24 protein-coding genes and 1 pseudogene are annotated in these 24,057 nt (G+C 68.8%); 7 read left to right on the forward strand and 18 right to left on the reverse strand.

The features are described from left to right. Positions 1–69 precede the first annotated feature (69 nt). Both OG214_RS16405 and OG214_RS16410 read right to left on the reverse strand, forming a co-directional pair. Complete coding sequence (locus OG214_RS16405; protein WP_405985141.1) at positions 70–1,890, reverse strand: serine/threonine-protein kinase; 1,821 nt, start codon at positions 1,888–1,890, stop codon at positions 70–72. A 92-nt stretch (positions 1,891–1,982) separates the two neighbouring features. After that, positions 1,983–2,795, reverse strand: coding sequence for a menaquinone biosynthesis protein (locus OG214_RS16410; protein WP_363079139.1), 813 nt, complete (start codon positions 2,793–2,795; stop codon positions 1,983–1,985). A 410-nt stretch (positions 2,796–3,205) separates the two neighbouring features. Here OG214_RS16410 and OG214_RS16415 point away from each other — a divergent pair, with 410 nt between their 5' ends. Further along, on the forward strand, positions 3,206–3,409 hold the full coding sequence (locus OG214_RS16415) for a cold-shock protein (protein WP_017948713.1): 204 nt from the start codon (positions 3,206–3,208) through the stop codon (positions 3,407–3,409). A gap of 215 nt (positions 3,410–3,624) precedes the next feature. Here the strand turns inward: OG214_RS16415 and OG214_RS16420 are convergent, their stop codons facing one another. The 5 genes from OG214_RS16420 to OG214_RS16440 form a co-directional block, all read right to left on the reverse strand. Then, the gene (locus OG214_RS16420) at positions 3,625–5,640 is read right to left on the reverse strand and encodes an AMP-dependent synthetase/ligase (RefSeq protein ID WP_405985142.1); all 2,016 of its coding nucleotides are present in this window, start codon (positions 5,638–5,640) and stop codon (positions 3,625–3,627) included. Between the two features lie 298 nt (positions 5,641–5,938). Beyond that, complete coding sequence (locus OG214_RS16425; protein WP_363079094.1) at positions 5,939–6,235, reverse strand: DUF4229 domain-containing protein; 297 nt, start codon at positions 6,233–6,235, stop codon at positions 5,939–5,941. Between the two features lie 81 nt (positions 6,236–6,316). Beyond that, complete coding sequence (locus OG214_RS16430) at positions 6,317–6,847, reverse strand: GNAT family N-acetyltransferase (protein WP_405985143.1); 531 nt, start codon at positions 6,845–6,847, stop codon at positions 6,317–6,319. A gap of 11 nt (positions 6,848–6,858) precedes the next feature. Beyond that, the gene (gene mqnE, locus OG214_RS16435) at positions 6,859–8,037 is read right to left on the reverse strand and encodes an aminofutalosine synthase MqnE (RefSeq protein ID WP_382861451.1); all 1,179 of its coding nucleotides are present in this window, start codon (positions 8,035–8,037) and stop codon (positions 6,859–6,861) included. Between the two features lie 87 nt (positions 8,038–8,124). Next, the gene (locus tag OG214_RS16440; protein ID WP_363079097.1) at positions 8,125–8,577 is read right to left on the reverse strand and encodes an Lrp/AsnC family transcriptional regulator; all 453 of its coding nucleotides are present in this window, start codon (positions 8,575–8,577) and stop codon (positions 8,125–8,127) included. A gap of 141 nt (positions 8,578–8,718) precedes the next feature. Between OG214_RS16440 and OG214_RS16445 the strand changes: the two genes are divergently transcribed. Then, positions 8,719–8,883 carry a hypothetical protein gene (locus OG214_RS16445; protein ID WP_365904615.1) on the forward strand — a complete coding sequence of 55 codons (165 nt, stop codon included), beginning with the start codon at positions 8,719–8,721 and terminating at the stop codon, positions 8,881–8,883. A gap of 110 nt (positions 8,884–8,993) precedes the next feature. Here OG214_RS16445 and OG214_RS16450 read toward each other — a convergent pair whose 3' ends face one another. Further along, complete coding sequence (locus tag OG214_RS16450) at positions 8,994–9,668, reverse strand: UbiX family flavin prenyltransferase (protein ID WP_363079141.1); 675 nt, start codon at positions 9,666–9,668, stop codon at positions 8,994–8,996. Positions 9,669–9,938: 270 nt separating this feature from the next. Here OG214_RS16450 and OG214_RS16455 point away from each other — a divergent pair, with 270 nt between their 5' ends. Continuing rightward, on the forward strand, positions 9,939–10,481 hold the full coding sequence (locus tag OG214_RS16455; RefSeq protein WP_363079142.1) for a rhomboid family intramembrane serine protease: 543 nt from the start codon (positions 9,939–9,941) through the stop codon (positions 10,479–10,481). On the opposite strand, the gene mqnP is transcribed toward OG214_RS16455, so the two are convergent. Beyond that, entirely contained in the window at positions 10,471–11,385 is a 915-nt protein-coding gene (mqnP, locus tag OG214_RS16460) for a menaquinone biosynthesis prenyltransferase MqnP (protein WP_405985144.1), read from the reverse strand. The genes OG214_RS16455 and mqnP overlap by 11 nt on opposite strands. Continuing rightward, entirely contained in the window at positions 11,382–12,833 is a 1,452-nt protein-coding gene (locus tag OG214_RS16465) for a menaquinone biosynthesis decarboxylase (RefSeq protein ID WP_363079100.1), read from the reverse strand. The genes mqnP and OG214_RS16465 overlap by 4 nt, the downstream gene beginning before the upstream one ends. Before the next feature lie 88 nt (positions 12,834–12,921). Between OG214_RS16465 and OG214_RS16470 the strand changes: the two genes are divergently transcribed. Both OG214_RS16470 and OG214_RS16475 read left to right on the forward strand, forming a co-directional pair. Then, entirely contained in the window at positions 12,922–13,338 is a 417-nt protein-coding gene (locus tag OG214_RS16470; protein ID WP_363079101.1) for a PLD nuclease N-terminal domain-containing protein, read from the forward strand. Positions 13,339–13,354: 16 nt separating this feature from the next. Then, positions 13,355–13,831: a nucleoside deaminase gene (locus OG214_RS16475; RefSeq protein WP_405985145.1), complete on the forward strand. Its 477-nt coding sequence runs from the start codon at positions 13,355–13,357 to the stop codon at positions 13,829–13,831. Between the two features lie 171 nt (positions 13,832–14,002). On the opposite strand, the gene ccsB is transcribed toward OG214_RS16475, so the two are convergent. From ccsB to hemL, 7 genes are all read right to left on the reverse strand, one after another. Then, the gene (gene ccsB / locus OG214_RS16480; protein WP_405985146.1) at positions 14,003–15,094 is read right to left on the reverse strand and encodes a c-type cytochrome biogenesis protein CcsB; all 1,092 of its coding nucleotides are present in this window, start codon (positions 15,092–15,094) and stop codon (positions 14,003–14,005) included. Then, positions 15,091–16,908 (reverse strand): cytochrome c biogenesis protein ResB, encoded by a 1,818-nt coding sequence (locus tag OG214_RS16485; RefSeq protein WP_363079104.1) that lies wholly within the window; start codon positions 16,906–16,908, stop codon positions 15,091–15,093. The genes ccsB and OG214_RS16485 overlap by 4 nt, the downstream gene beginning before the upstream one ends. Positions 16,909–16,912: 4 nt before the next feature. Beyond that, positions 16,913–17,650, reverse strand: a complete 738-nt coding sequence (locus tag OG214_RS16490) for a cytochrome c biogenesis CcdA family protein (protein WP_363079143.1) — start codon at positions 17,648–17,650, stop codon at positions 16,913–16,915. Between the two features lie 31 nt (positions 17,651–17,681). After that, the gene (locus OG214_RS16495; RefSeq protein ID WP_363079105.1) at positions 17,682–18,302 is read right to left on the reverse strand and encodes a TlpA disulfide reductase family protein; all 621 of its coding nucleotides are present in this window, start codon (positions 18,300–18,302) and stop codon (positions 17,682–17,684) included. A 67-nt stretch (positions 18,303–18,369) separates the two neighbouring features. Next, entirely contained in the window at positions 18,370–19,656 is a 1,287-nt protein-coding gene (locus OG214_RS16500) for a hypothetical protein (protein ID WP_405985147.1), read from the reverse strand. Between the two features lie 202 nt (positions 19,657–19,858). Continuing rightward, entirely contained in the window at positions 19,859–20,551 is a 693-nt protein-coding gene (locus tag OG214_RS16505) for a histidine phosphatase family protein (RefSeq protein WP_405987523.1), read from the reverse strand. A 14-nt stretch (positions 20,552–20,565) separates the two neighbouring features. Beyond that, the gene (hemL, locus tag OG214_RS16510; RefSeq protein ID WP_405985148.1) at positions 20,566–21,915 is read right to left on the reverse strand and encodes a glutamate-1-semialdehyde 2,1-aminomutase; all 1,350 of its coding nucleotides are present in this window, start codon (positions 21,913–21,915) and stop codon (positions 20,566–20,568) included. Between the two features lie 116 nt (positions 21,916–22,031). On the opposite strand from hemL, the gene OG214_RS16515 reads away from it, so the two are divergent. Next, on the forward strand, positions 22,032–22,616 hold the full coding sequence (locus OG214_RS16515; RefSeq protein ID WP_363079107.1) for a hypothetical protein: 585 nt from the start codon (positions 22,032–22,034) through the stop codon (positions 22,614–22,616). Positions 22,617–22,701: 85 nt separating this feature from the next. Here OG214_RS16515 and OG214_RS16520 read toward each other — a convergent pair. Next, positions 22,702–22,878: pseudogene (locus OG214_RS16520) on the reverse strand (site-specific integrase); the annotation flags it as partial. Between the two features lie 258 nt (positions 22,879–23,136). On the opposite strand from OG214_RS16520, the gene OG214_RS16525 reads away from it, so the two are divergent. Then, positions 23,137–23,571 carry an ATP-binding protein gene (locus OG214_RS16525; protein ID WP_405985149.1) on the forward strand — a complete coding sequence of 145 codons (435 nt, stop codon included), beginning with the start codon at positions 23,137–23,139 and terminating at the stop codon, positions 23,569–23,571. Positions 23,572–24,057: the final 486 nt, after the last annotated feature.

Genomic DNA, 24,057 nt, shown 5'->3' on the forward strand with positions numbered 1-24,057 from the left:
ACCGTGGGCGCCGTCGGCCAGGCCCGGACCCGCCCCGGCTGACGGCCGTTCACGCCCGTTCGTCGCGGTTCACTGTTTGGTGAGTGTGCCGCTCGGGCTGCCGGCCGCCGCCTCGTCGGACTCGTAGAGCAGGGCCCCATCACCCTTGACGGTGAAGGTCAGTCCCGCCTCGGCACCGGTGCACAGCCCCTGGGTACCTGCGTTGTCCTCGTCGGTCCGTTCCGTGACCCGGAGCTGCTCGGCGGTGCCCGAGACGAAGGTGCCGATGCTGCGGCACTCCGTGTCCACCCCGAGGACGGAGATGGTGTACGTCATACGGACCACGTCGTCGCCCTTCGCGCCCTCGCTGATCACGGCGGTGGCGTCGCCGTGTGTCACCCCGCCGCGCTCGGTGGTCGGCCCCTTCCAGGTGCCGATGAATTTCGCGGGCACCTCGGTGACCGGCTCGGGTGCGTCCGAGGACGAATCCTCCGGGGACGGGCTGTCCGGGGAGGGGCCCGTGCTCGAATCGGCGGGCGGTTCCGAGGTGGAGACGCCCGAGGACGGGCGGGACGCCGAGTCGTTGGTCTCGTTGTTGTCTCCGCCCGGCAGAAGGTCGAAGAGAAAGGCGCCGCCCACCATCACGGCGGCCAGCGCGCCCGCCAGCGTCAGGGCCACCGTGCAGCTCACCCTGCGCCCGCGCCGACCGGTGCCGGTGTCCGCACCGGTGCCGGTGCCAGCGCCCGGGGCCGTACCCGTACCCGAACCGGTGCCCGGACCGGCGTCCGTGGTGAAGGAGACCGACAGCCGTCCGTCGGATGCCCGCTGTCCCGGGACAGCGGCGTCCCGCACCGGATCCACCGGCGGGTCCGTGGCTGGGCCCGCGGCCGGATCCACTGGCGGGCCGAAGACCCCCAGCGGCGCGCCACCGCCCGCCGCGCCACCGCCCGCCGGGAAGCCGCTCGCCGGGGAGCCGTGTCCGTCGGCCGCGACCGGTGCCGCCGCCTCCAGATCCAGCAGCCGCACCGCCGCCCGGCTGACCTCCTCGACCAGCGGCCCCGGCAGCCAGCCCGCCGCCACCAGCCCGGCGGCCCCGCCGGGAGCGAGTGCGCCCGCGACCTCGCTCGGCGCGGGCCGTGCCGACGGGTCCTTGGCGAGACAGCGCGCGGCCAGGTCCCGCAGATCGCCCCGCAGGGCCCCCAGCGCGGGCTCCTCGTGCACCACCTTGTAGAGCAGGGCGGCCGAGGAGTCACCGGGGAAGGGGCTCTCGCCCGTCGCCGCGTACACGAGGACCGCGCCCAGCGAGAAGACATCGGCGGCGCCGGTGACGCCCTTGCCGAGGATCTGCTCCGGTGACATATAGCCGGGCGAGCCGACCGAGACCCCGGTGGAGGTGAGCGAGGCGGTGCCGTCCGTGGCACGGGCGATACCGAAGTCGATCAGCCGGGGGCCGTCGAGGGAGAGCAGGACGTTGGACGGTTTGACGTCCCGGTGGACCAGTCCCAGGGCGTGGACGGCCGTCAGGGCCTCCGCGAGCCCCGCGCCCAGTGCCCGTACGGAGTGCTCGGGCAGCCGGCCGTGCCCCGCGACCGCCTGGGTCAGCGAAGGGCCCGCCACATAGGCGGTGGCCACCCACGGAACGGCCGCTTCCGGATCCGCGTCCAGCACCGGCGCGGACCAGCGGGGACCGTCGGGCCCCGTACCGACACGCCGCGCCGCCTCGACCTCACGCCGGAAGCGGGCGCGGAACTCCTCGTCCGTCGCGAAGTGCGGATGGACGACCTTGACCGCGACCGTACGGCCGCCCGCCGAGCGCGCGAGATAGACCCGGCCCATGCCGCCCGACCCCAGCCGCCCGAGCAGCCGGTACGGACCGATGGCCGGCGGTTCACCTGCCTCCAGCCTCCGCATGCCCGTCCCCCCTCGTCATGGCTTCCGCCTGTACGCGTAGCAGCAGAGTAGGGGGTGGGGGTGGCGAGGGGGTTGAGTAAGGATGGCCCGGTTCAGGCCGTGAGCAGTTCTACGTTCACCGTGGCAGGGAACCCCGTCGTCGGGCCCGTCCTGCGCGCGAACTCCCGCACACCGGCGAGCTGCTCCGGGCCGAAGCGGAAGTCCAGCGTCGTGAAGTAGCGCTCCAGCAGCTCCGCGTCGAAGGCCTCCCAGCGCGCCGCCTGCTTGGCCACCTTCGCGACCTCCTCCAGGGAGAGATCACGGGACGCGAGAAACGCCTCGTGGACCTTCCGTACGACCGCCGGCTCGCGCGCCAGATACTCCTTGCGCGCCGCCCATACCGCGAAGACGAACGGCAGACCGGTCCAGTCCTTCCACATCAGCCCCAGATCGTGGACCTGAAGACCGAGCCGGGGCGCGTCGTGCAGCGAGGCGCGCAGCGCCGCGTCACCGATCAGGACGGCCGCCTCCGCCTCCTGCATCATCAGACCGAGATCGGGCGGGCAGGTGTAGTACTCGGGCCGGACGCGGTACTGCTCGCTGAGCAGAAGCTGAGCGAGTCGCACAGAAGTGCGAGAAGTGGAGCCGAGGGCCACCCGCGCACCGTCGAGCTGATCCAGCGGCACCTGCGAAACGATCACACAGGACATCACCGGCCCGTCGCAGCCGACCGCGAGATCGGGGAATGCGACAAGATCGTCGGCGTTGCGGAGGAATTCGACAAGGGTGATCGGGGCGATATCCAGCTCACCCCGCACGAGCTGTTCGCTGAGCTTCTCCGGCGTGTCCTTGGTCAGCTCCAGATCAAGAAGGGTTCCGGTCCTGGCGAGCCCCCAATAGAGGGGCAGGCAGTTCAGGAACTGGATATGGCCGACACGCGGCCGACTGCGGGGGTGATCGCTTCCTGCGGGCCCTGTCGGGGGAGTCGCCCGGCGCGATGCCGCCGGCTCCGGCACCGGTTCCGCCGCCTCCGGCGCGGTCTCTGCCTCTGTGTTTTCCACGGGACTGTCCACAGCGCGAGGCTAGCCCCGCGGCGCGCGGACGAGCGCCCCGGGGCACGGTTCGTCAGCACGTCAGACGCCTATACAAACGTCCGGGTGAAGTGATCTTTCCCTCTACCGCCGAGCGCGGAGTGCGTGCTAGGCTCGCCGCAAGTTGCAGTTTGGTTTCCCTTGCAGTACAGAGCCTGCGGAGCATGTGACCCGCAGGCTTTTGTAGTTTTCAGACTTCTTTGCAGGTTCTGGAGCAGGGCAACCCTTTGGCCCAAGGAGGGCTTATGGCTACCGGAACCGTCAAGTGGTTCAACGCTGAAAAGGGCTTCGGCTTCATCGCCCAGGACGGCGGCGGCCCGGATGTCTTCGTCCACTACTCCGCGATCAACGCGACCGGCTTCCGCTCCCTTGAGGAGAACCAGGTCGTGAACTTCGACGTCACTCAGGGCCCGAAGGGCCCGCAGGCGGAGAACGTCACCCCGGCCTAGTTGCCCGGGTCGGCGATCGCGCACGACTTACGCACCACCAAGGAGTCCTGCTTACCCCACTCGGGTGGGGCAAGCAGGACTCCTGCCTCTTTTCCGGCCGGTTTCCCCCGCTCCGTCTCGCCGGGCGTGCTGGTCCGCCGGGCGCGTCATGAGGTCGGGCTGTCGTGAGGTCGGGTGTGTCGTGAGGTCGGGCTGTCGTGAGCAGGGCGCGCGCCTCAGGGGTACAGCGTCTCGATCTCCGTCGCCAGGTCCGCCATGATCGCCTCCCGCCTGAGTTTGAGCGAAGGCGTCAGATGCCCGTTCTCCTCCGTGAAGTCGGCCGGCAGGACACGGAACCGCCGGATGGACTCCGCGCGGGAGACCAGCCGGTTGGCCTCGTCGATCGCGCGCTGGAGCGCCCCGCGCAGTTCCTCGTCCTCGACCAGCGCGGAGTGCGGGATGTCCTGCTTCTTCCTCATCTGCCGCCAGTGGGCGAGGCCGTCCGGTTCGAGGGTGATCAGGGCGGTGATGTACGGACGGTTGTCGCCGATCACCATGCACTGGCTGACCAGCGGGTGCGCCCGCAACCAGTCCTCCAGGGGCGCGGGAATGACGTTCTTGCCGGCCGAGGTGATGATGACGTCCTTCTTACGGCCGGTGATCGTGAGATAGCCGTCGTCGTCCAGCGCGCCCAGATCCCCCGTGGCGAACCAGCCGTGCTCGGGCACCGCCTCGGCCCGCTCCGCGTCCCAGTACCCCGCGAACACCTGCCCCCCGCGCAACAGCACCTCCCCGTCGTCGGCGATCCGTACCGCCGCGCCGGGCAGCGGCCAGCCGACCGTGCCCAGCCGGGGCTTGAGCGGCGGGGTGACGGTCGAGGCCGCCGTCGTCTCCGTCAGGCCGTACCCCTCGAAGATCTCGATGCCCGCACCCGCGTAGAACGCGGCGAGCCGGCGCCCGAGCGGTGAGCCGCCGCAGACCGCGTACTTCACCTTGCCGCCGAGGGCGGCGCGTATCCGCCGGTAGACCAGCGGGTCGTACAGCGCGCGGGCCGTGCGCAGCGCGAACGAGGGCCCGGGACCGGTGCCGTACTCCATCGCCTCCACGGCCTGCCCGTACCGGCGGGCGATCTTCGCGGCGCGGTCGAAGGACGAGACGCGGCCCATTTTCTCGGCGGTGGCACGGCCGGTGTTGAAGACCTTCTCCAGGACGTAGGGGATCGCCAGCAGGAACGTCGGCCGGAACCCCGCCAGATCCGCGAGCAGGTCCTGGGTCCTGATCGAGGGCGCGTGTCCGAGCCGTACCCGCGCCCGCAGACAGCCGACCGCGGCCATACGCCCGAGGACATGCGACAGCGGCAGGAAGAGCAGGGTGGAGGCGGGCTCCTTGCTCACCGACCTGAAGACGGGGTGGAGGAGTTCGACGGCGTTGTCCACCTCGGCGAAGAAGTTGGCGTGGGTGAGCACACAGCCCTTGGGACGTCCCGTCGTACCCGAGGTGTAGATGAGCGTGGCGACGGACTCGGGCGTGAGGGCGGCGCGGCGCTCGGTGACGGCCTCGTCCGGGAGGTGTTCGCCCGCCCCGCGCAGGGTGGCGACGGCGCCGGTGTCGAACGCCCAGAGATGGGTGAGGCCGGGGAGTTGCCGGCGCTCCTGACCGATCAGCCCGGCCTGCTGGGGGTCCTCCACGACGCAGGCGACCGCTCCGGAGTCCTGGAGGATCCAACGGGCCTGGAAGGCGGAGGAGGTCGGATAGATCGGGACGGTGATCAGACCGGCGGCCCAGGCGGCGAAGTCGAGCAGGGTCCACTCGTAGGTCGTACGGGCCATGATCGCGAGCCGGTCGCCGGGGCGCAGTCCCTCCGCGATCAGCCCTTTGGCGACGGCGTGGACCTCGTCGGCGAAGGTGGCGGCCGTGACGTCCTGCCAGTGGCCCTTTCCGCCCTTCCGGGCCGGGCCGCCCGTCCTGCCCGCGCCGCCTGTCCTGCCCGCGCCGCTCGCCCGGCCCTTCGGTTTCGGCTCGCTCGCCTTACGGCTGAGGACGACCTCGTCCGGGGCCTCGCGAGCGTTGTCGAAGGGGATGTCCGCGAGTGAGCCGCTCCGTACGGGCGGGACCAGCGGGGGTACGGACACCTCCCTGACGGTTCCGTCCTCCCGCACCTTCTCGGGTTCGACCAGTGACAGGGACGGCGACGGCGAGGACTGCGGGGGCTGCGAAGACTGGGCATCGGCGGACGCGGCGGCAGCGGGCACAGGCGGCTCCTTGTTCTGAGGATGACGGTGATGATGGTGGCCGATGCCGGGACGCAGAAACACCCCGGCGCCGGAGTGAGGCTCCGGGCCGGGGTGTCGGGAGTCGGGACGAAAGTCGAGACAGGAGAGTGCTTACGAGGTGCTCACCGGATCGCGCGGATACGCGCCGTGACGGGACGGTGCCGTAACGGGACCGCGTCCTCACGGAGCGGTGTCCTCACAGGGCGGCGTCCTCACCGGGCGGGCGTCCTCACGGGATCGCGTCGTCACGGAGCCCGGTCCTGTCGGGCCCGCGCCGTCACTGCGTCGCGCCGTCCTCCTGGGCCCGGTTGGCCTCCAGCTTCGCCTTGGCCCCGTCGACCTTGGTGACGAGCTGCGCGGACATCTCGTCGCGCTGCTTGCGCAGCAGGACCAGGCTGAGCGGTGCCGAGATCACCAGGGCGAGCAGCAGCACCCAGATGAAGTTGGACCCACCGAGGCCCTTCGGCAGCGCACCGACCTGGACCAGGCCGGCGACCACGACGAAGCAGCCGGCGAAGATGCCGAGGCGCATCGCGGTGTACCGGATCGTGGCGCTTGTCTTCACAGCGGTCACAGCGGGCCTTCTCTCTCTTCGTGGGTCCTGGTTCCTGCCGGGCAGGTTCCGCTCCTGCCCGAACAGTCAAGCACGTCCCCTTCAGTACCGGTTCAGGGGGAGCAGCATGAAGATGTCATCACGGTCGTCACCTGGACCGACCCTGATCGCGTCCGGCACCCGGCCCACTTCCTTGTAACCGCACGAGGCATAGAACCGGTCGAGGCCCGCGCCGCCCCGGCAGGTGAGCCGGATCGCCTCGATGCCTTCCATACCGCTCGCGGCCTCGGCCGCCGCGGCCATGAGATCGCGGCCGTACCCCCTCCCCTGATGCCGGGGATGGACCATCACGGTGTAGAGCCAGAGCCAGTGCCGCATCAGCCGGTGGGTGTTGAGCGTGAGGAACACCGTCGCGGCGACGGCACCCTCCTCGTCGTACCCGACCAGCAGCCGGCACCGGCCGTCGGCCATCGCCACGAGATGCTTGACCAGCTCGGGCCGTATGTCGTCGGCCGTCACCGGCGGGACGAACCCGACCGCGCCACCCGCGTTCGAGACATCCGTCCAGAGCGCGAGCACACCGTCACGCAAAGCCCGGTCCACCGGTGGATCCAGCTCGAACATGAGCGTCATCGCGTGCCCTCTCAGACCCGCATCGGCTGCGGGGACTCACGGCGGTCGGGGTCCGGGCCGGGGTACTCGCGGATGATCTCGTAGCGGGTGTTCCGCTCGACGGGACGGAAGCCCGCGTCACGGATGAGGTCGAGCAGATCCTCGCGGCTGAGCTTGTTGGGCGTGCCGTAATTGTCCGCGTCGTGCGTGATCTTGTACTCGACGACCGAGCCGTCCATGTCGTCCGCGCCGTGCTGGAGCGCCAGTTGGGCGGTCTGGACGCCGTGCATCACCCAGAAGACCTTGACATGCGGAACATTGTCGAAGAGCAGCCGGGAGACCGCGAACGTCTTCAGCGCCTCGGCGCCCGTGGCCATCGTCGTACGCGCCTGGAGGCGGTTGCGGACCTTGCCGTCCTTCATGTCCACGAAGTCGTGCTGGTAGCGCAGCGGGATGAAGACCTGGAAACCGCCGGTCTCGTCCTGGAGTTCACGCAGCCGCAGCACATGGTCGACGCGGTGGCGCGGCTCCTCGATATGCCCGTACAGCATCGTGGCCGGGGTCTTGAGCCCCTTGGCGTGCGCGAGCCGGTGGATGCGCGACCAGTCCTCCCAGTGGGTGTTGTGGTCGACGATGTGCTGCCGGACCTCCCAGTCGAAGATCTCGGCGCCCCCACCGGTCAGCGATTCGAGTCCGGCGTCGATCAGTTCGTCGAGGATGTCGGAGGCCGACAGCCCCGAGATCGTCTCGAAGTGGTGGATCTCGGTGGCGGTGAACGCCTTGAGGGAGACCTCCGGAAGGGCCTCCTTGAGCGCGCTGAGCGAGCGCGGGTAGTAGCGCCACGGCAGCGTCGGGTGGAGGCCGTTGACGATATGCAGCTCGGTGAGGCTCTCGCCCTCCATCGCCTTGGCGAGACGGACGGCCTCCTCGATACGCATCGTGTACGCGTCCTTCTCGCCCGGCTTGCGCTGGAACGAGCAGTACGCGCAGGAGGCGGTGCACACGTTCGTCATATTGAGATGACGGTTGACGTTGAAGTGGACGACATCGCCGTTCTTGCGTGTCCGCACCTCGTGGGCGAGACCGCCGAGCCAGGCCAGATCGTCCGTCTCGTACAGGGCGATGCCGTCCTCGCGGGTCAGCCTCTCCCCGGACCTGACCTTCTCCTCCAGCTCGCGCTTGAGACCTACATCTTGGACAGATGCAGTCATCAGGCCGCCTCCCATACGTCTACCAATCGGGCCAGTCGAGCCTACGCCCCCGGTCGGACAGCGCCGACGCGGCCCTCCGCTCGGCCGTCACTCCTCGGGCAGTTCACCGACTCTGTTCTCCCACTTCGTGGAGAGAACGATGGTGGTGCGGGTCCGGGAGACCCCCTTCGTACCGCTCAGCCGGCGGATCGTCCTCTCCAGCCCGTCCACGTCGCCGGCCCGCACCTTGAGCATGTACGAGTCGTCGCCCGCGATGAACCAGCAGTCCTCGATCTCCCCCAGATCGCGCATCCGGCGGGCGACGTCCTCGTGGTCGGCCGCGTCGGAGAGCGAGATCCCGATCAGCGCGGTGACGCCGAGGCCGAGCGAGGCGGAGTCGACCGTGGCGCGGTAGCCGGTGATGACGCCGGCCGCTTCGAGCCGGTTGATGCGGTCGGTGACGCTCGGCCCGGAGAGCCCTACGAGGCGGCCCAGTTCGGCGTACGAAGCCCTGCCGTTCTCCCTGAGGGCCTGGATGAGCTGCCTATCCACGGCGTCCATAAGCCTGAAGCCTTCCATTGTTCAGCGATCTCGCAAACTTACATGTAGAATCTAAGGCATGCAGGGGGTTAAGTCCTGCGAATCTTTCAAATGATCAAGTAATCAGCGACGAATGTCCGACTTTCAGGAGTGAGTTTCACCGTGTACACGATCGAGATGGCCTACGCCCGGATGCGGTCGCTCCAGGAGCACGCCAACCGCTCGCGTACCCGTCAGGTGCTCGCCGCGCGACGCCGCGAGCAGGCGGGCCGCTCTTCGCACCGCGCCGTTCCCACGGGCACGGCCGACGAGTCGGTCCGCCCCTGACGGTCACCTCGCCGGGCACCTCGCCGATCACCGCGTCAGGAACGGCGCGGTCCGCGCGGTCGGCCACCGGCGCTGGTCGGTCGGACCCGGCCGGCCTGCCGGACGCTCCGTCAGTCGCCGCGAGAGCCGCCAAGCTCCCCCTCCCAACGGCGGTAGAGCCGGTGCGGCACCCCGGCCGCGTCCAGCACCCGCCCGGCGACGAAGTCCACCAGATCCTGGATGTGCGTCGCCCCCGCGTAGAACGCCGGAGAGGCGGGCAGCACCACGGCGCCCGCCTCGTCCAGCGCCACAAGGTGCTTGAGCGTCTGGCCGTTCAGCGGTGTCTCCCGTACGGCGACGACCAGCTTCCGGCGCTCCTTGAGGGTCACGCTCGCCGCGCGCTGGAGCAGATCCTTCGACAGTCCGAGCGCCACCCCGGCCACACACGCCGTGGAGGCCGGCACGATCAGCATCCCCTGGACGGGGTACGAGCCGGATGACGGCCCCGCCGCCAGATCCCCGGCGCCCCAGTGCCGTACGTCGTCGAGGTCCAGGCCTCCGGGTCCGAAGCGGTCGGGCTTGCCGTCCGCGCCCCTGGCCAGCCAGGACCGCAGGTCGTCCCGCCAGTGCGCGTCCCTGAAGGCGATCCCGGTCTCGTCGAGCAGGGTCAGCCGTGACGCGCGCGACACGACCAGGTCCACGCTCTCCCCGGCCGCCAGCAGCGCGCGCAGTACGGCCGCGGCGTACGGCGTACCGGACGCGCCGGAGACACCCACGACCCAGGGGCGCCGGGGCGGGGGCGGCAGCCGAGGGCTGTCGCGGTCCGTCCGGTCCGCCCGGTCTCCCCTGTCCCGGTCTTCCGGGACTTCCGGGGCCTCCCGGTCTTCCTGGCCTTCGTGCTGTGCGTACGATCCGGGCTTCACGGATCCGAGCCTATCCGGCACACTCCACCGGGAACCGGGTAAGGTGCCCCGGCCGTTCCCGAGGTACGAGCAAGCGAACCGAGGGGGGTCGGCGTGACCGGTACCGGATTCGAGTGGCCACGCACGGCCCGGACCAGGACGGCCGCCAAGCTGATGGCGGGCTGGGTGGCCCTGCTCTGGGTGCTCGAAGTGGTGGATGTGGCCACGGCCCACTCGCTCGACGGGTACGGCATCGTGCCGCGCGAGCCGTCCGAGCTGGCCGATGTCATCCCGGCCGCCTTCATCCACTTCGGCTTCGCCCATGTCGCGGCGAACAGCGTTCCGCTGCTGGTCTTCGGTTTCATAGCCGCCCTCGGCGGCATCCGCCGCTTCCTCGCCGTCTGCGCCGTGATCATCGTGGCCGACGGCCTCGGCGTCTGGCTGATCTCCCCCTCGGGCACCAACACGGCGGGCGCGTCCGGTCTGATCTTCGGTCTGTTCGGCTATCTCCTGGTGCGCGGTTTCGTCGAGCGCAAGCCGGCCGGCATCCTCGTCGGTCTGGTGATCGGCGCGATATGGGGCAGTTCGATCCTGCTCGGCATCTCCCCGGCCAATACGACCGTGAGCTGGCAGGGCCATCTGATCGGTCTGATTGCGGGCGTCGCCGCTGCGTTCATGTTCCGCCGGCCGGCGACCCGTAGCGCCGTCACCCCGTGAGACCGCGCACCAGCAGGTCGAGCAGCGCGCACACGAACAGGGCGATCCCGATGAAGCCGTTGACCGTGAAGAACGCGCGGTTGAGCCGCGACAGATCGTGCGGCTTCACAATCGTGTGCTCGTAGAGGAAGGCCGCCACCACGATCACCAGCCCGGTCCAGAAGAACACCCCGGCGTCCGTGGCCAGCGCGTACCACACCAGCAGTACGGTCGTGACGGCATGGCAGGCGCGCGCCCCGTACAGCGCCCCCGGGATACCGAAGCGGGCCGGCACGGACATCACGCCGTGCGCGCGGTCCGCCTGGACGTCCTGGCAGGCGAAGATCAGATCGAAGCCGCCGATCCAGATCCCGACCGCCAGCCCCAGGATCACCGCGTCCCACGACCATGCCCCGGTGATCGCGATCCAGGCGCCCACCGGTCCTATGGCCTGGGCGAGTCCGAGGATGGCGTGCGGGAAGTTGGTGAACCTCTTCCCGTACGGATAGACCACCATCGGGATCACGGCGATCGGCGCGAGGGCGAGACAGAGCGGGTTCAGCGCCGCCGCGGCCGCGAGGAAGACCACGACGGCGACCAGGGCGCCCGTCCACGCGGAGCGCACGGACACCGCGCCCGTCACCAACTCCCGTCCCGCGGTGCGCGGATTGCGCGCGTCGATCTCACGGTCGATGATCCGGTTGCAGGCCATCGCGAAGGTACGCAGGCCGACCATCGCGATCGTGACCAGCAGCAGCCGGCCCCAGTGGACATTCCCGTCGAACTGGAACATCGCGGTCAGCGCCGCGATATACGCGAACGGCAGCGCGAAGACCGAGTGCTCGATCATCACCAGCCGCAGGAACGCCCGGGTCCTGCTGCCGGACTGTGCCGGTCCGGGCCCGAGAATCTCCGCTGCGCTCACAGGCCGTACTCCCTCCACCGGCGGTCGACCTTCGCCGCCGTCTCCGGGTCGGACTCGACCATCTCCGGCCAGCCGCCGTCCCGCGTGTACCCCTCCTCGGGGAGTTTCCTCGTCGCGTCGATCCCCGCCTTGCCGCCCCAGAACTGCTGGTAGGAGGAGTGGTCGAGATGATCGACCGGTCCCTCGACGACCGTGAGATCACGCGCGTAGTCGGTGTTGCCCAGCGCGCGCCAGGACACCTCGTGCAGATCGTGGACATCGCAGTCCGCGTCGACGACCACGATCAGCTTGGTCAGCGACATCATGTGCGCGCCCCAGATCGCGTGCATCACCTTCTGCGCGTGCTTCGGATACTTCTTGTCGATCGAGACGATCGCACAGTTGTGGAAACCGCCCGACTCGGGCAGGTGGTAGTCCACGATGTCCGGCACGATGATCTTCAGCAGCGGCAGGAAGAACCGTTCCGTCGCACGTCCCAGCGGTCCGTCCTCGGTCGGCGGGCGGCCCACCACGATCGACTGGAGCAGCGGGCGCTTGCGCATCGTCACACAGTCGATGGTGAGCGCCGGGAACGGCTCCTGCGGGGTGTAGAAACCGGTGTGGTCCCCGAAAGGGCCCTCGGGGAGGGTCTTCCCCGGCTCCAGCCATCCCTCGATGACGACTTCGGCGTTGGCGGGCACCTGGAGCGGCACGGTCCTGCAGTCGACCATCTCGATCCGCCGACCCTGTACGAAGCCCGCGAAGAGGTACTCGTCGATGTCACCGGGCAACGGCGCGGTGGAGGCGTATGTCACGGCCGGCGGACAGCCGAACGCGATCGCGACGGGCAGCCGTTCGCCGCGCTTGGCGGCCACCTGGTAGTGGTTGCGGCTGTCCTTGTGGATCTGCCAGTGCATACCGATGGTGCGCCGGTCATGGCGCTGGAGGCGGTAGAGCCCGAGATTGCGGACCCCGGTCTCCGGGTGCTTGGTGTGCGTCAGACCGAGGTTGAAGAAGGACCCGCCGTCCCCCGGCCAGGTGAAGAGCGCGGGAAGCTGGTCGAGATCCACGTCCTCACCGGTGAGGACCACTTCCTGGACGGGCGCGTCCTTGATCTTCTTCGGCGGCACATGGGCCATGGCGCCGAGTTTCCCGAAGGCCTCGCGCACCCCCATGAAGCCCTGCGGCAGCTCCGGTTTGAGCAGCCCGCCGATCTTCTCGCCGATCTCGCCGTACGAGCCGAGGCCCAGCGCCTTGAGCAGTCTGCGGTCCGTGCCGTACACATTCATGGCCAGCGGCATCGACGAGCCCCGGACGTTCTCGAAGAGCAGCGCGGGTCCACCGGACTTGTTCACCCGGTCGACAATCTCCCCGACCTCCAGATAGGGGTCGACTTCGGCCTTGATGCGCTTGAGGTCGCCCTCGCGCTCCAGCGCCCGGAGCAGCGAGCGAAGATCGTCGTAAGCCATGCGTCCCAGTATCGGCCACCCGGTACCCTGGGCCGGTCACCGGGGCCGTCGCGCGGCCTCCAACCGTTCCCGGGGGGACCGTCCAACCATGCTCAGGTATCTGCCGTTCCTGCTGGTCCTGGCGCTGTGGATCTACGCCTTCATCGACTGCCTGAACACCCCCGAGGAAGAGATCAAGGGCCTCCCCAAGGTGGTATGGGTCATCATCATCCTGCTCTTCGGCGAGGTGCTGGTCGGTCCGATCGCCTGGCTGGTGGTGGGCAAGGTCCGGCGCGGACCGGCCGGCGGCTCGACGCCCGCCGAGTGGCACCGCGGCCACCGCGGGAAGTGGACGGCTCCCGATGACAACCCCGCGTTCCTGGCCTCTTTGAAAGAAGAGAACACCAAGGACGAGGCCCTGTTGAAGGACTGGGAAGCGGATCTGCGCCGCCGCGAGGAGGAGATCAAGCGGCGTGAGCAGGGCGGCGGCACCTCGGCCTCGGACGACACGCCGCCGAAGGCCTGAGCCGGACGACGACGCCATGGCAGCGGTACGGGCTGGGGCACTGGGAGCCGCGGAGGCACGGCGGTGGCTGGCGACGGCCGTCGCCGAGGCGCGGGCGGGGCTGGCGGAGGGCGGTATCCCGATCGGCGCGGCGCTGTACGGCGCGGACGGGACGCTGCTCGGCCGGGGCCGCAACCGCCGTGTCCAGGACGGTGATCCGTCCGTGCACGCCGAGACGGCCGCGTTCCGTGCGGCCGGGCGGCAGCGCTCGTACCGGGGCACGACGATGGTGACGACGCTCTCACCGTGCTGGTACTGCTCGGGGCTGGTACGGCAGTTCGGGATCTCGCGGGTGATGATCGGGGAGGCGGAGACCTTCCACGGCGGTCATGACTGGCTGGCGGAGCACGGCGTGGAGATCGTGCTGCTCGACGACACCGAATGCGCGGCGATGATGCGTACGTTCATCGCGGAGCGGCCCGAGCTGTGGCACGAGGACATCGGCCACGACTGAGGGCCACGGCTGACGGGCTTGCTGACAGCCACGAGCGAAGGCCACGGCCGACGGGCCCGGTATGTACGCGGACGCCCCCATATGCGAAGACGCCCCACGCGGAGCCTGTTCCGCGTGGGGCGTCTGTCGTCCGGCGTCCGGCGTGCTCGCCGGCGTCGTCCCGTCCGTGGGTCAGACGCCCGCGTACGAGTGCTTGCCGGTGACGAAGATATTGACGCCGTAGTAGTTGAACAGCCAGCAGCCGAAGGCGATCAGCGCCAGATAGGCGGCCTTGCGGCCCTTCCAGCCGGCGGTGGCGCGGGCGTGCAGATAGCAGGCGTACGCGACCCAGGTGATGAAGGACCAGACCTCCTTGGGGTCCCAGCCCCAGTAGCGGCCCCAGGCGTCGCCCGCCCAGATCGCGCCCGCGATGATCGTGAAGGTCCAGAGCGGGAAGACGGCGGCGTTGACGCGGTACGCGAACTTGTCGAGCGTCCCGGAGGCGGGCAGCCGCTCCATCACGGAGGTGGCGAAGGAACCGGGCTTCAGACCGGTCGCGAGCTTGGTCTCGTACCGCTCACGGAAGAGATAGAGCAGCGTGGCGACCGCGCCGACATAGAAGACCGCGCCGCAGAAGATCGCCGTGGAGACATGGATCCACAACCAGTACGAGTGAAGAGCGGGAACCAATTGGTCACTGTCGGTGTACAAGACAGTGACAGCGAGGCCGAGATCGAGGAGGACCGTGGTGATGAGCGGCAGGCCGATCCAGCGGACGTTCTTCTTCAGCGCGAGGAAGGCGAGATACACACCGACGGCGACGGTGGAGAAGGTGATGTTGAACTCGTACATGTTGCCCCACGGCGCCCGCTGTACGGACAGCGCGCGGGCGATCACACCGGCGGCCTCGACGACCCAGGCGAGGACGGTGAGGGACACGGCGATCCGGCCGTACAGATCGCCCTGCGCGTCACCGCCGTGCGCGCCGGGGCCGTCCGGGATGTCGCGGGTGCCGGACGCCGAGCGGGTGATGACCTTCGGCCGTTCCAGCACGGCTGTCGCGCCGCCCTCGCGCGTGACCTGGACCTTCACCGACCCCGCCGCGGACCCCTGGGCGTCGCCGGTCAGCGCGGCGGCGGTGCGGGCCACCTTGCTGCGGCTGCCGAGCAGCCACTCGGCGATATGCGCGAAGAAGGCCAGCGTGTAGACGGCCATGGAGGAGTAGATCAGCACATTGCTGGTCTGTGCCAGGCTCTCATTGGTTGCTGCGGCGGCGAGATTCACTTCTCAGCCCCTTCGACAGTCTGTTCTGCGGAATCGTCCGCGGGATCAGGCGCGCTGGGCGCCTCTGAATGGAGGGTGCCGGCCAGATCGGCCAGTTCCTCGGGGAGCTTGGCGGACTCGCTGCGGCCGAGTCCCGCCATCTCGACGACGGTGACGCCGTCGGCGCCCCGCACGGCCCGGACCCAGATCCGGCGCCGCTGGATGAAGAGGGAGCCCGCCAGTCCCGCGATGGCGGCGACGGCACCGACCAGGGCCCAGGAGGTGCCGGGCTGCTGTGAGATCTGGAAGCTCGCCCACTCCTTGACCTCCTTCTCGAAGGTGATCGAGCCGGCACCGTCGGGCAGGGTGAGCTTCTCACCGGGCAGCAGGGTCTTCTTCAGGAGATCGCCCTTGGCGTCCTTGAAGGCCTTCAGCTTCCTGGTGTCCAACTGGTACACGTTCTGCGGCAGCCCCGCGTCGACCCCCAGACTGCCGTGGTACGCGCCGACGTTGAGCACCGGGAAGTCGAGCGCGGGGAAGCGGGAGAACATCTGGCCCGACCCCTTCCCGCCATAGGTCGGTACGAAGAAGGCGGCGAAGCCCAGCTGGTCCTTCTCGCCGTTCTTGTCGCGGTAGCCGTCCATCACCTTGATGGCGCCCGTGGACGAGACGTTGTTGTCGATGGGCAGCAGCGGCACCGCGCCGCTGAAGACCACCTGACCACGGCCGTCCCTGACGGTGACGACAGGGGCGTAGCCGTGGGCGTTCAGATAGACCTTGGAGCCGTCGAGTTCGAGGGGTTTGTTGACCTCGATGACCGACTTCTTCTCCTCGCCGCCCGCCCCGGTGGTGTAGCGGACGTCGGCCTTGTAGGTCCGTGGGGTGCCGAGCTGCGGTCCGCTGCGCTCATAGGTCCCGGTGAACTTGTCCAGGGTGAAGCTGAACGGGACCAGCTCGTCTGTGTTGAAGAGGGAGCCGGACTTGAAGTCGTCGTACTGGGTGAGGGTGTTGGAGAAGCCGTCGCCCTCGACGATCAGCTTGCCGCCCTCCGATTTGAAGAGCTGCCCGGTGGCGAAGGCGACCAGCAGCACGATCAGCGCGATATGGAAGATCAGATTGCCGGCCTCGCGGAGAAAGCCCTTCTCCGCGGCGACCGCGTCACCGGCGGTATGGACGCGGAAGCGGCGCTTGCGCAGCATCGCGAGCGCGGCCTCGCGGGTGGCCTCGGGCGAGGCCGTGGTGCGCCAGGTCGTGTACGCGGGCAGCCGGGTCAGCCGCTTGGGGGCACCCGGCGGACGGGAGCGGAGCTGGCCGACGAACTGCCAGGTGCGCGGGACGATACAGCCGATCAAGGAGATGAACAGCAGGATGTAGATCGCGGAGAACCACACCGAGCTGTAGACGTGGAAGAGCTGGAGCTTGTCATAGACCGGGGCCAGCGTCTCGTGCCGGTCCCTGAAATCCTGGACCTTCAGCTCGTCGACGCCGGCCTGCGGGATCAGCGAACCGGGGATGGAGCCGAGGGAGAGGAGGAAGAGCAGGATCAGCGCGACCCGCATGGAGGTGAGCTGCCGCCAGAACCAGCGGAGCCAGCCGACGAGTCCGAGCGTGGGGCCGCCGATGACGGTCTCCTCGCGGGGCGCGGTGGAGAGCTGGGAGCCCGCGGCGCCGAGTTCACGCGCGTCCCGTGCCTCGGAGGCCGCCCGGTCGGCCGCGGCCGCTTCCGCAGCCGTCCCTGCCGAGGTCTCCGTCGGCGTCCCGTCGGTCGTCCCGTCCCTCGCGCCGTCCGTCGTCTCCGCCGCCGTCGTCTCGCCGCTCATGGAAGCCTTGCTCATGGAACTAGATCCCCACCGTGAAGCCGTTGGACCAGCCCTGCATCTCCTGCACGATGCTGTCCCACGCACCGGTCAGCAGCAGCAGACCGGTCGCGATCATCATCGCGCCGCCGATCCGCGTCACCCAGACGTAATGACGCTTGACCCAGCCGAACGCGCCCAGTGCCTTGCGGAACGCCACCGCCGCGATCACGAACGGCGCGCCGAGACCGAGGCAGTACGCGACGGTCAGTATGGCCCCCCGGCCGGCGCTCGCCTCGGTGAAGGCCAGTGTGTTGACCGAGGAGATGGTCGGACCGAGACAGGGCGTCCAGCCGATCCCGAAGAGCGCGCCCAGCAAGGGCGCCCCCGCCAGACCGGTCACCGGACGCCGGTGGAAGCGGAATTCACGCTGGGTGAGCCAGGGCATCAGCCCCAGGAAGAACACACCCATCACGATCATCAGCCCGCCGAGCACCTTGGAGAGGATCTCCCGATGTTCCTGGAGCGTCGACCCGAAGTAGCCGAAGAGCGCGCCGCCCGAGACGAAGACCGCGGTGAAGCCGACGACGAACAACGTGGCGCCGACAGCCATCCGGCCGCGTCTGGCCTCGGCCAGATCGGTGCCGCTGACGCCGGTGACATACGAGAGATAGCCGGGCACGAGCGGCAGCACACAGGGCGAGAAGAAGGAGACGAGCCCGCCGAGGAGCGCGATCGGCAGCGCGATCAGCAGCGCTCCGCTGTACACCGTCTCATTCATGCCGGGGGCCGCGGCGAGAACCTGCACGGGATCACTTCTCCGCGATCAGCGGGTCGATCATCTTGCGCAGCTTCTCCTCGTTGAGCGCCATCAGCGAGCGGGCCGCGATCTTGCCGTCCCGGTCGAGCACGATGGTGGAGGGGATGGACTGCGGATTGAGACTGCCCTTGGGGAAGCCGTTGACGATCAGCTTGCCCATCGGGTCGTACAGGCTCGGGTAGGGGACGCCGTAGTCCTTCTCGAAGGCGAGCGCGGGGCCCTTGTTGGGATCGCGGGTGTTGATCCCGACGAACGCGACCCCCTGGGACTCGGTCTCCTTGGCGACCTTCGCGAAGTGCTTGGCCTCCTGGCGGCAGGGCGGGCACCAGGAGCCCCAGACGTTGAGTACGACGATCTTGCCCTTGAGATCGGCCACATCGAGCTTCGCGCCGTCGAGAGTCTCGCCCGCGATCTTGTTGACAGACTGGCGTTCCGCCACCGCGACGGTGGAGATACCACCGGTGTTCGTCACGAAATTGGTGTCGCCGCCACCACCGGACTTACCCCCGCCAGTGCACGCCGAGAGCGTCAGCGCCGCCGCGACGACCACGACCGGCGTGATGGCGCGGAGCCGGCGGTCGGAGCGGCGTAGGGGGGCGCGGCCTGAGTTCATGTGAAAAGTTTCGCATGGGCGTTTCGAGGATCTTGGGCACCCCCCTCGGTGCCCGTTAGGCCCCTTGTCAGGCTGCCTTAAAGAAGGCGTTCCAGCCGCCGGCCGGGGACTGTCCGACCTCCAGCGTACGGAGCCTGGCCAGTACGGCCGGGTCCTGGACATCGAGCCAGTCCGTGAACTGACGGAAGGAGACCAGCCGTACGTCCTTCTTCTCCGCCATCCCCTTCAGAGCCTCTTCGACGGCGTCCATATAGATTCCCCCGTTCCACTGCTCGAAGTGGTTGCCTATGAAGAACGGCGCGCGATTCGTCTCGTACGCCCGGCGGAAACCGCCGAGATAGGCGCCGGTGGCCTGCCTGCGCCAGCCCGCGTAACGGGAGGTCCTGCCCCTGGTCGCGTTCACGGACTGATTGGCGAGCATGTTGTAGTCCATGGAGAGGACTTCGAAGGAATGACCGGGGAACGGTACGCCCTGAAGCGGAAGGTTCCAGACGCCATGCGTTTTGTCCGGCCATATCTGGGTGCCGCCCGGGGAGCTGGCGTCATAGCGCCAGCCCAGCTTCTTCACGGTCGGCAGCAGTTTTTCCTGGCCGAGCAGACACGGCGTACGGCCGCCTATGAGTTCCTTGCGGTAGTCGAAGGGCAGCGGGTCGAGATCGGTCCAGCCGCTGTTCGTACGCCACTCCGTGACAAAGGACACGGCCTGGTCGATCTCGCTGCGCCACTGCTCCGGGGTCCAGTTGCCCACCGAGCCCGAGCCGCCGCAGAAGTGCCCGTTGAAGTGGGTGCCGATCTCATGGCCGTCCAGCCATGCCTGTCGCACATTCCTGAGCGTGTCCTTGATATGGGCGTCGGTGAGATAGCCGATGTCGGACGCGCCGACGGGATTGTTCGGCGGGCGGTAGAGGGTCTTCTTCGACTCGGGCAGCAGATAGATACCGGAGAGGAAGAAGGTCATGGCCGCGCCATGGTTCTCGGCGAGTTCGAGAAAGCGGGGAAAGAGACCGTTGCCGACCTCACCCGCCCCGTCCCAGGAGAAGACCACGAACTGCGGCGGGGTCTCGCCGGGTTCGAGGGGAACAGGCGCGGGCGGCTGGTGCGGCTGCTTTCCTGTGTCGGCGGTGGAACCGTCGCCGATCAGTCTGACGTCCTTGCCGGTGGGGCGGGTACCGGGTGCCGGTTTTCCGCTCTCACCACCGCCTTTGCCTCCGTCGGAAGGGCGCGGTGTACCGGCGCCGACGGTGTTGCCGGATCTGGTGGAGCCGGTGGAGCCGCATCCCGCGATTCCGGTCGCGACGGCACCCATCCCGGCTATACCGGCTCCGAGCAGACCCCTTCGACTGATCTCCCGCATACAGATCCCATCCGCGTTCATCTCGTCCGTATGCCGCTCGTACGATTTTTTACAAGCGGCAATACGAGAGAGGTCGTACCGAACGCGGAGGTTCCAGGACTTGTCATATCTTTACTGATGTCCGACGAGAACCGACCGATGGCGGCCCACGTCTGCGGCAGTCCATACCAGCGGCGGTCCGCGTCTGCGGCGGACCCCCGCTCTATGCCCCGAAAGCCTTGGCTCCGCCCTTCACCGGCTTGGCACCGGCGAGGAGATGGGCGGGGACGAGATCACGGGCCGGCTCGGAGTAGGCGACGGCGACGATCTTGTCGCCGTGGTACGTGAAGCTCGTCAGGGACGCGAGTGTGCACTGGCGCCGGCGCGGATCGTGCCAGAGCCGGCGCCGCTCGACAAAGCTGCGCACGATCCAGATCGGCAGTTGATGGCTGACGCAGACCGCCTCATGGCCGCGGGCCGCGTCACGGGCGTCGTCCAGCGCGCCCATCATCCGTGTGACCTGGTCGATGTACGGCTCGCCCCAGGACGGCCGGAAGGGATTGGTCAGGTGCTTCCAGTTGGCGGGCTTGCGCAGCGCGCCGTCACCGACACCGAAGGCCTTGCCCTCGAAGATGTTCGCGGCCTCGATCAGCCGGGCGTCGGTGCCGAGGGTCAGTCCATGGGACTGGGCGACCGGCGCCGCCGTCTCCTGGGCACGCTCCAGCGGGGAGGCGACGACATGGGTGATGTCACGGTCCGCGAGATGCTCGGCGACCCGGTCGGCCATCCGTCGGCCCAGCTCGGAGAGGTGATAGCCGGGACGGCGGCCGTAGAGGACACCGTCGGGGTTGTGGACCTCGCCGTGCCGCATGAGATGGACGACGGTCACATCGTCCAGGTCGTTCAGGTCGCTCATGTCGTTCGGGGCGCTCATGCGGCGTTCTCCGGCTTCTCCGGCGTCTCCGGTTCGGTGGCTTCCGCGGCGGCCCGAGCGGCGGCCGGGAGTGCGGCGGCGATCCGCTCGATCGCGCGCTCGTCGTGCGTGGTGGAGACGAACCACGACTCGAAGGAGGACGGCGGCAGATAGACGCCGTCCGCGAGCAGCGAGTGGAAGAAGGGGGTGAAGCGGAAGGACTCCTGCTTCTTGGCGTCCTCGTAGTCGCGGACCTCGTCGGCCGTGAAGAAGACGGAGAACATATTGCTCGCCGTCTGCACCCGGTGGGCGACGCCCTCCTTGCTGAGCGCGTCCGTCACCAGTCGCTGGATCTGGAGAGAGGCCGCGTCGACCTTCTCGTACGCCGCGTCGTCCAGCAGCCGGAGCTGCGCGAGGCCGGCGGCGGTGGCGACAGGGTTCCCCGAGAGCGTGCCGGCCTGGTAGACGGGCCCCGCCGGGGCGAGCCGTCCCATGACATCGGCCCGGCCGCCGAACGCGGCGGCGGGGAAGCCACCGCCCATGACCTTGCCGAAGGTCATCAGATCGGGTGCGACACCGTCGATGCCGTACCAGCCGGCCTTCGACGTACGGAAACCCGTCATGACCTCGTCGGAGATATAGAGCGCGCCGTCGGCGGCGCAGAGCTCCTTGAGCCCGGCGTTGAAGCCGTCGCTCGGCGGCACGACGCCCATGTTGCCCGGCGACGCCTCGGTGATCACACAGGCGATCTCGCCGGGGTGCGCGGCGAAGGCCTGGCGTACGGCGTCCAGATCGTTGTACGGCAGGACGATGGTGTCGCCGGCCTGGGCACCGGTCACACCGGGCGTGTCCGGCAGCCCGAAGGTGGCGACCCCGGAGCCGGCCGCGGCGAGGAGCGCGTCGACATGGCCGTGGTAGCAGCCCGCGAACTTCACGACCTTCGCGCGCCCGGTGAACCCACGGGCGAGCCGGATCGCGGACATGGTCGCCTCGGTGCCCGACGACACGAGCCGTACCTGCTCGACGGGGGCCACCCGGGCCACGATCTCCTCGGCGAGCGCGACCTCGCCCTCACCCGGAGTCCCGAAGGACGTACCGCGGGCTACCGCCGCCTGGACCGCTTCGATGACCTCCGGGTGGGAATGACCGAGAATCATCGGCCCCCAAGAACATACGAGGTCGACATATTCACGACCGTCCGCATCGATGAGGTATGGACCGTTACCGGACACCATGAACCGGGGCGTACCGCCCACCGCGCGGAAGGCGCGAACGGGAGAGTTCACGCCGCCGGGCGTCACGAGGGCCGCGCGGTCGAAGAGCGTCTGCGAAACTGGGGCGTCATAGGGGAAGCTCACGCAATCCATGGTGTCAGAGCCTCGGACGTTCTTGCGGACAGGTGTTTCACCGCACGCTCGTGGGGGAGGTCACTGTCACGATGATCGGGTTGCGCGGCCGGGGCTGCGAGTGGTCGGGTGGAGATATGCATCGCGGTGGCGGACTGGGCGAGGGGACCGACGACCTGGGTCCCGAGCCTGCCCGGCGTGGAAAGCACCGGCGCCGCGAACACAAGGCGCGTGAGCAACCTCCGGGAAGCGAACAACGTCCGGAGAGCAGGAGTGGTGGCCGGGTGGGGGTGACCTACAAGTACTTCGGCGCGCCCGACGGAGCCACGGCCGCCCGTGTCCCCATTTCCATGCGCCCGGAGGAACTGGGCGGGGACGAGCTTGGCATGGGTGGCATGTTCACCAAGATCAAGCCCGAGACAATCGCGGCGATGGTCCTGACGGGCATCCAGGGCATGCCCCTCCACAAGGTCCCCCCACTGGAACTGGTCGTCCTGCACCCCGACTACGCCGTGGTCAAACTCCCGATGACGGTGGTGGACCCGCTGCGCGGCATAGGAGAGGAATCGGTGGGCGCCGCGGCCTTCATCTGGTCCACGGTCCCCGACCGAGGCGGCCCGAGGGACGCGTACAACGTCTACCAACTGCTGCACGAATGGCAGGACTTCAGCCACCGCCTCCACGAGGCGGGCCACCAGCCGTACTGCCTGGTCTGGCCCTGACCTGGGGTTTCGCCGAGTACGGGCGGGGTCTTCGGACCCCGCCCTCGTCATGTGCGGGGCGGGGCCATTAGGCGGCCAGGGCACATCAAGGGCACATGGGCGGGGACTCGCTGCTGGTTGTGCCCCGCGCTTCCGGCTCCTCGACGAACGCGGCGTCGATCGCGGAGCAGGTCCGGGTCTCGCTCGACGGCAGCAGATGCGTATACGTACGCAGGGTAAAGCCGGGATCGGAGTGCCCGAGGTACTCCGAAAGGGCCTTGATTTACGAGGTGGAACACCTTCGCGAAGTCGCGCTGCCGACATGCGCGTTGCCACTCTGGATTTGCCAGCAGTTCGGGCGGAAGTCCTTGATGAGGCTGGGGTCCGGGCACATGCGCTCCTCTGCCGCATCAGGCGCTGGCGTCTGGCGGTTGGTCAGCCACGTTGGATGTTACCCACGTTGGGTAATCACCGTGACCTGATTACGTGATGGCCCTTCGCGGTGAGCTGGTCTTCCGACCGCCCGCGATGAGGGGACGCGATGTACGCGATGGCCACGCACGACCAGCAGACCGCTCAGAGATGGCGCATGCAGTTCAGCTCGACCGCCGCATGCGTCTCCCTCGCCCGGCGCCAGACCGAGAAGACGCTCAGCGAGTGGGGATACGCACTCGACGACATCGACCGGGTCGTCCTGGTCTCCAGCGAACTCGCGACGAACACCGTGCTGCACCGACACGTCCCCGGGCATCTCTTCGAAGTCGCTCTGACCTCGACGGACCACAGCCGCTTGATCGAGGTGTCGGACGCAAGCCCCCACACTCCGATGGCACTGCGTCCTACGGCCGAGGAGGAACACGGTCGTGGGCTGCCGCTCGTCAGCGCCTTGGCCGTACGAGTCGGCCACCACACGCGCAAACCGACGGGCAAGACGGTCTGGGCCCACATCCTGCGCACATCCCACGGACCACGATGAAACGGCCCCACACGAGTACGTCCCGCGGCACACGAACGAGCTACCGCCCCGTCGCAAACAGTACGTGGACCCGCCGTCGGCGAGAGACGACAGCCATGACGCGCCTCATCGGCCGCTACGCCGGAGTCCTCTTCATCATCGGCATCAGCGCATCCTGCGGCCTAGTCGTCGGGCTGACCTTCGCGACGGCACCGACTCCATAGACCGGTCCGCCCCAGGCGAGTACCCGCACCGCGGGTCGGCTCCCCGTGCCCACCCGGGGCGGCCCCCTCCATCGGCTGCCTACGAGCGAGCTCGGCAGCCGCGGCATGACCTGCACCTTCTGCCACAACGAAGGCACCCCCGTCAGCGTCGACAACCGTGCCCACGCCGTCGGCCTATTCTCAGACTCGGGCAGTTCAGGACACGTATCGATCTACGTCGCCACCAACGGCGCGAACTTCCTCAGCGCGCCCGTCTTCCCGGACGAGTCCTTCGACAGGACGC

It is taken from the genome of Streptomyces sp. NBC_00872 (genome assembly GCF_045161915.1).
Lineage (GTDB): Bacteria > Actinomycetota > Actinomycetes > Streptomycetales > Streptomycetaceae > Streptomyces.

Excerpts from the sequence above, each read along its gene's own strand:
- mqnE (WP_382861451.1), bottom strand. The coding sequence starts at position 8,037 with ATGACTGCATCTGTCCAAGATGTAGGTCTCAAGCGCGAGCTGGAGGAG.
- OG214_RS16465 (WP_363079100.1), bottom strand. The coding sequence starts at position 12,833 with ATGGCTTACGACGATCTTCGCTCGCTGCTCCGGGCGCTGGAGCGCGAG.
- OG214_RS16475 (WP_405985145.1), top strand. The coding sequence starts at position 13,355 with ATGGCAGCGGTACGGGCTGGGGCACTGGGAGCCGCGGAGGCACGGCGG.
- OG214_RS16405 (WP_405985141.1), bottom strand. The coding sequence starts at position 1,890 with ATGCGGAGGCTGGAGGCAGGTGAACCGCCGGCCATCGGTCCGTACCGG.
- OG214_RS16495 (WP_363079105.1), bottom strand. The coding sequence starts at position 18,302 with ATGAACTCAGGCCGCGCCCCCCTACGCCGCTCCGACCGCCGGCTCCGC.
- OG214_RS16505 (WP_405987523.1), bottom strand. The coding sequence starts at position 20,551 with ATGAGCGACCTGAACGACCTGGACGATGTGACCGTCGTCCATCTCATG.
- OG214_RS16470 (WP_363079101.1), top strand. The coding sequence starts at position 12,922 with ATGCTCAGGTATCTGCCGTTCCTGCTGGTCCTGGCGCTGTGGATCTAC.
- hemL (WP_405985148.1), bottom strand. The coding sequence starts at position 21,915 with ATGGATTGCGTGAGCTTCCCCTATGACGCCCCAGTTTCGCAGACGCTC.
- OG214_RS16490 (WP_363079143.1), bottom strand. The coding sequence starts at position 17,650 with ATGAATGAGACGGTGTACAGCGGAGCGCTGCTGATCGCGCTGCCGATC.
- OG214_RS16455 (WP_363079142.1), top strand. The coding sequence starts at position 9,939 with ATGGCGGGCTGGGTGGCCCTGCTCTGGGTGCTCGAAGTGGTGGATGTG.
- OG214_RS16440 (WP_363079097.1), bottom strand. The coding sequence starts at position 8,577 with ATGGACGCCGTGGATAGGCAGCTCATCCAGGCCCTCAGGGAGAACGGC.
- OG214_RS16485 (WP_363079104.1), bottom strand. The coding sequence starts at position 16,908 with ATGAGCAAGGCTTCCATGAGCGGCGAGACGACGGCGGCGGAGACGACG.
- OG214_RS16525 (WP_405985149.1), top strand. The coding sequence starts at position 23,137 with ATGTACGCGATGGCCACGCACGACCAGCAGACCGCTCAGAGATGGCGC.
- OG214_RS16515 (WP_363079107.1), top strand. The coding sequence starts at position 22,032 with ATGCATCGCGGTGGCGGACTGGGCGAGGGGACCGACGACCTGGGTCCC.
- OG214_RS16430 (WP_405985143.1), bottom strand. The coding sequence starts at position 6,847 with ATGACGCTCATGTTCGAGCTGGATCCACCGGTGGACCGGGCTTTGCGT.
- OG214_RS16415 (WP_017948713.1), top strand. The coding sequence starts at position 3,206 with ATGGCTACCGGAACCGTCAAGTGGTTCAACGCTGAAAAGGGCTTCGGC.
- OG214_RS16500 (WP_405985147.1), bottom strand. The coding sequence starts at position 19,656 with ATGCGGGAGATCAGTCGAAGGGGTCTGCTCGGAGCCGGTATAGCCGGG.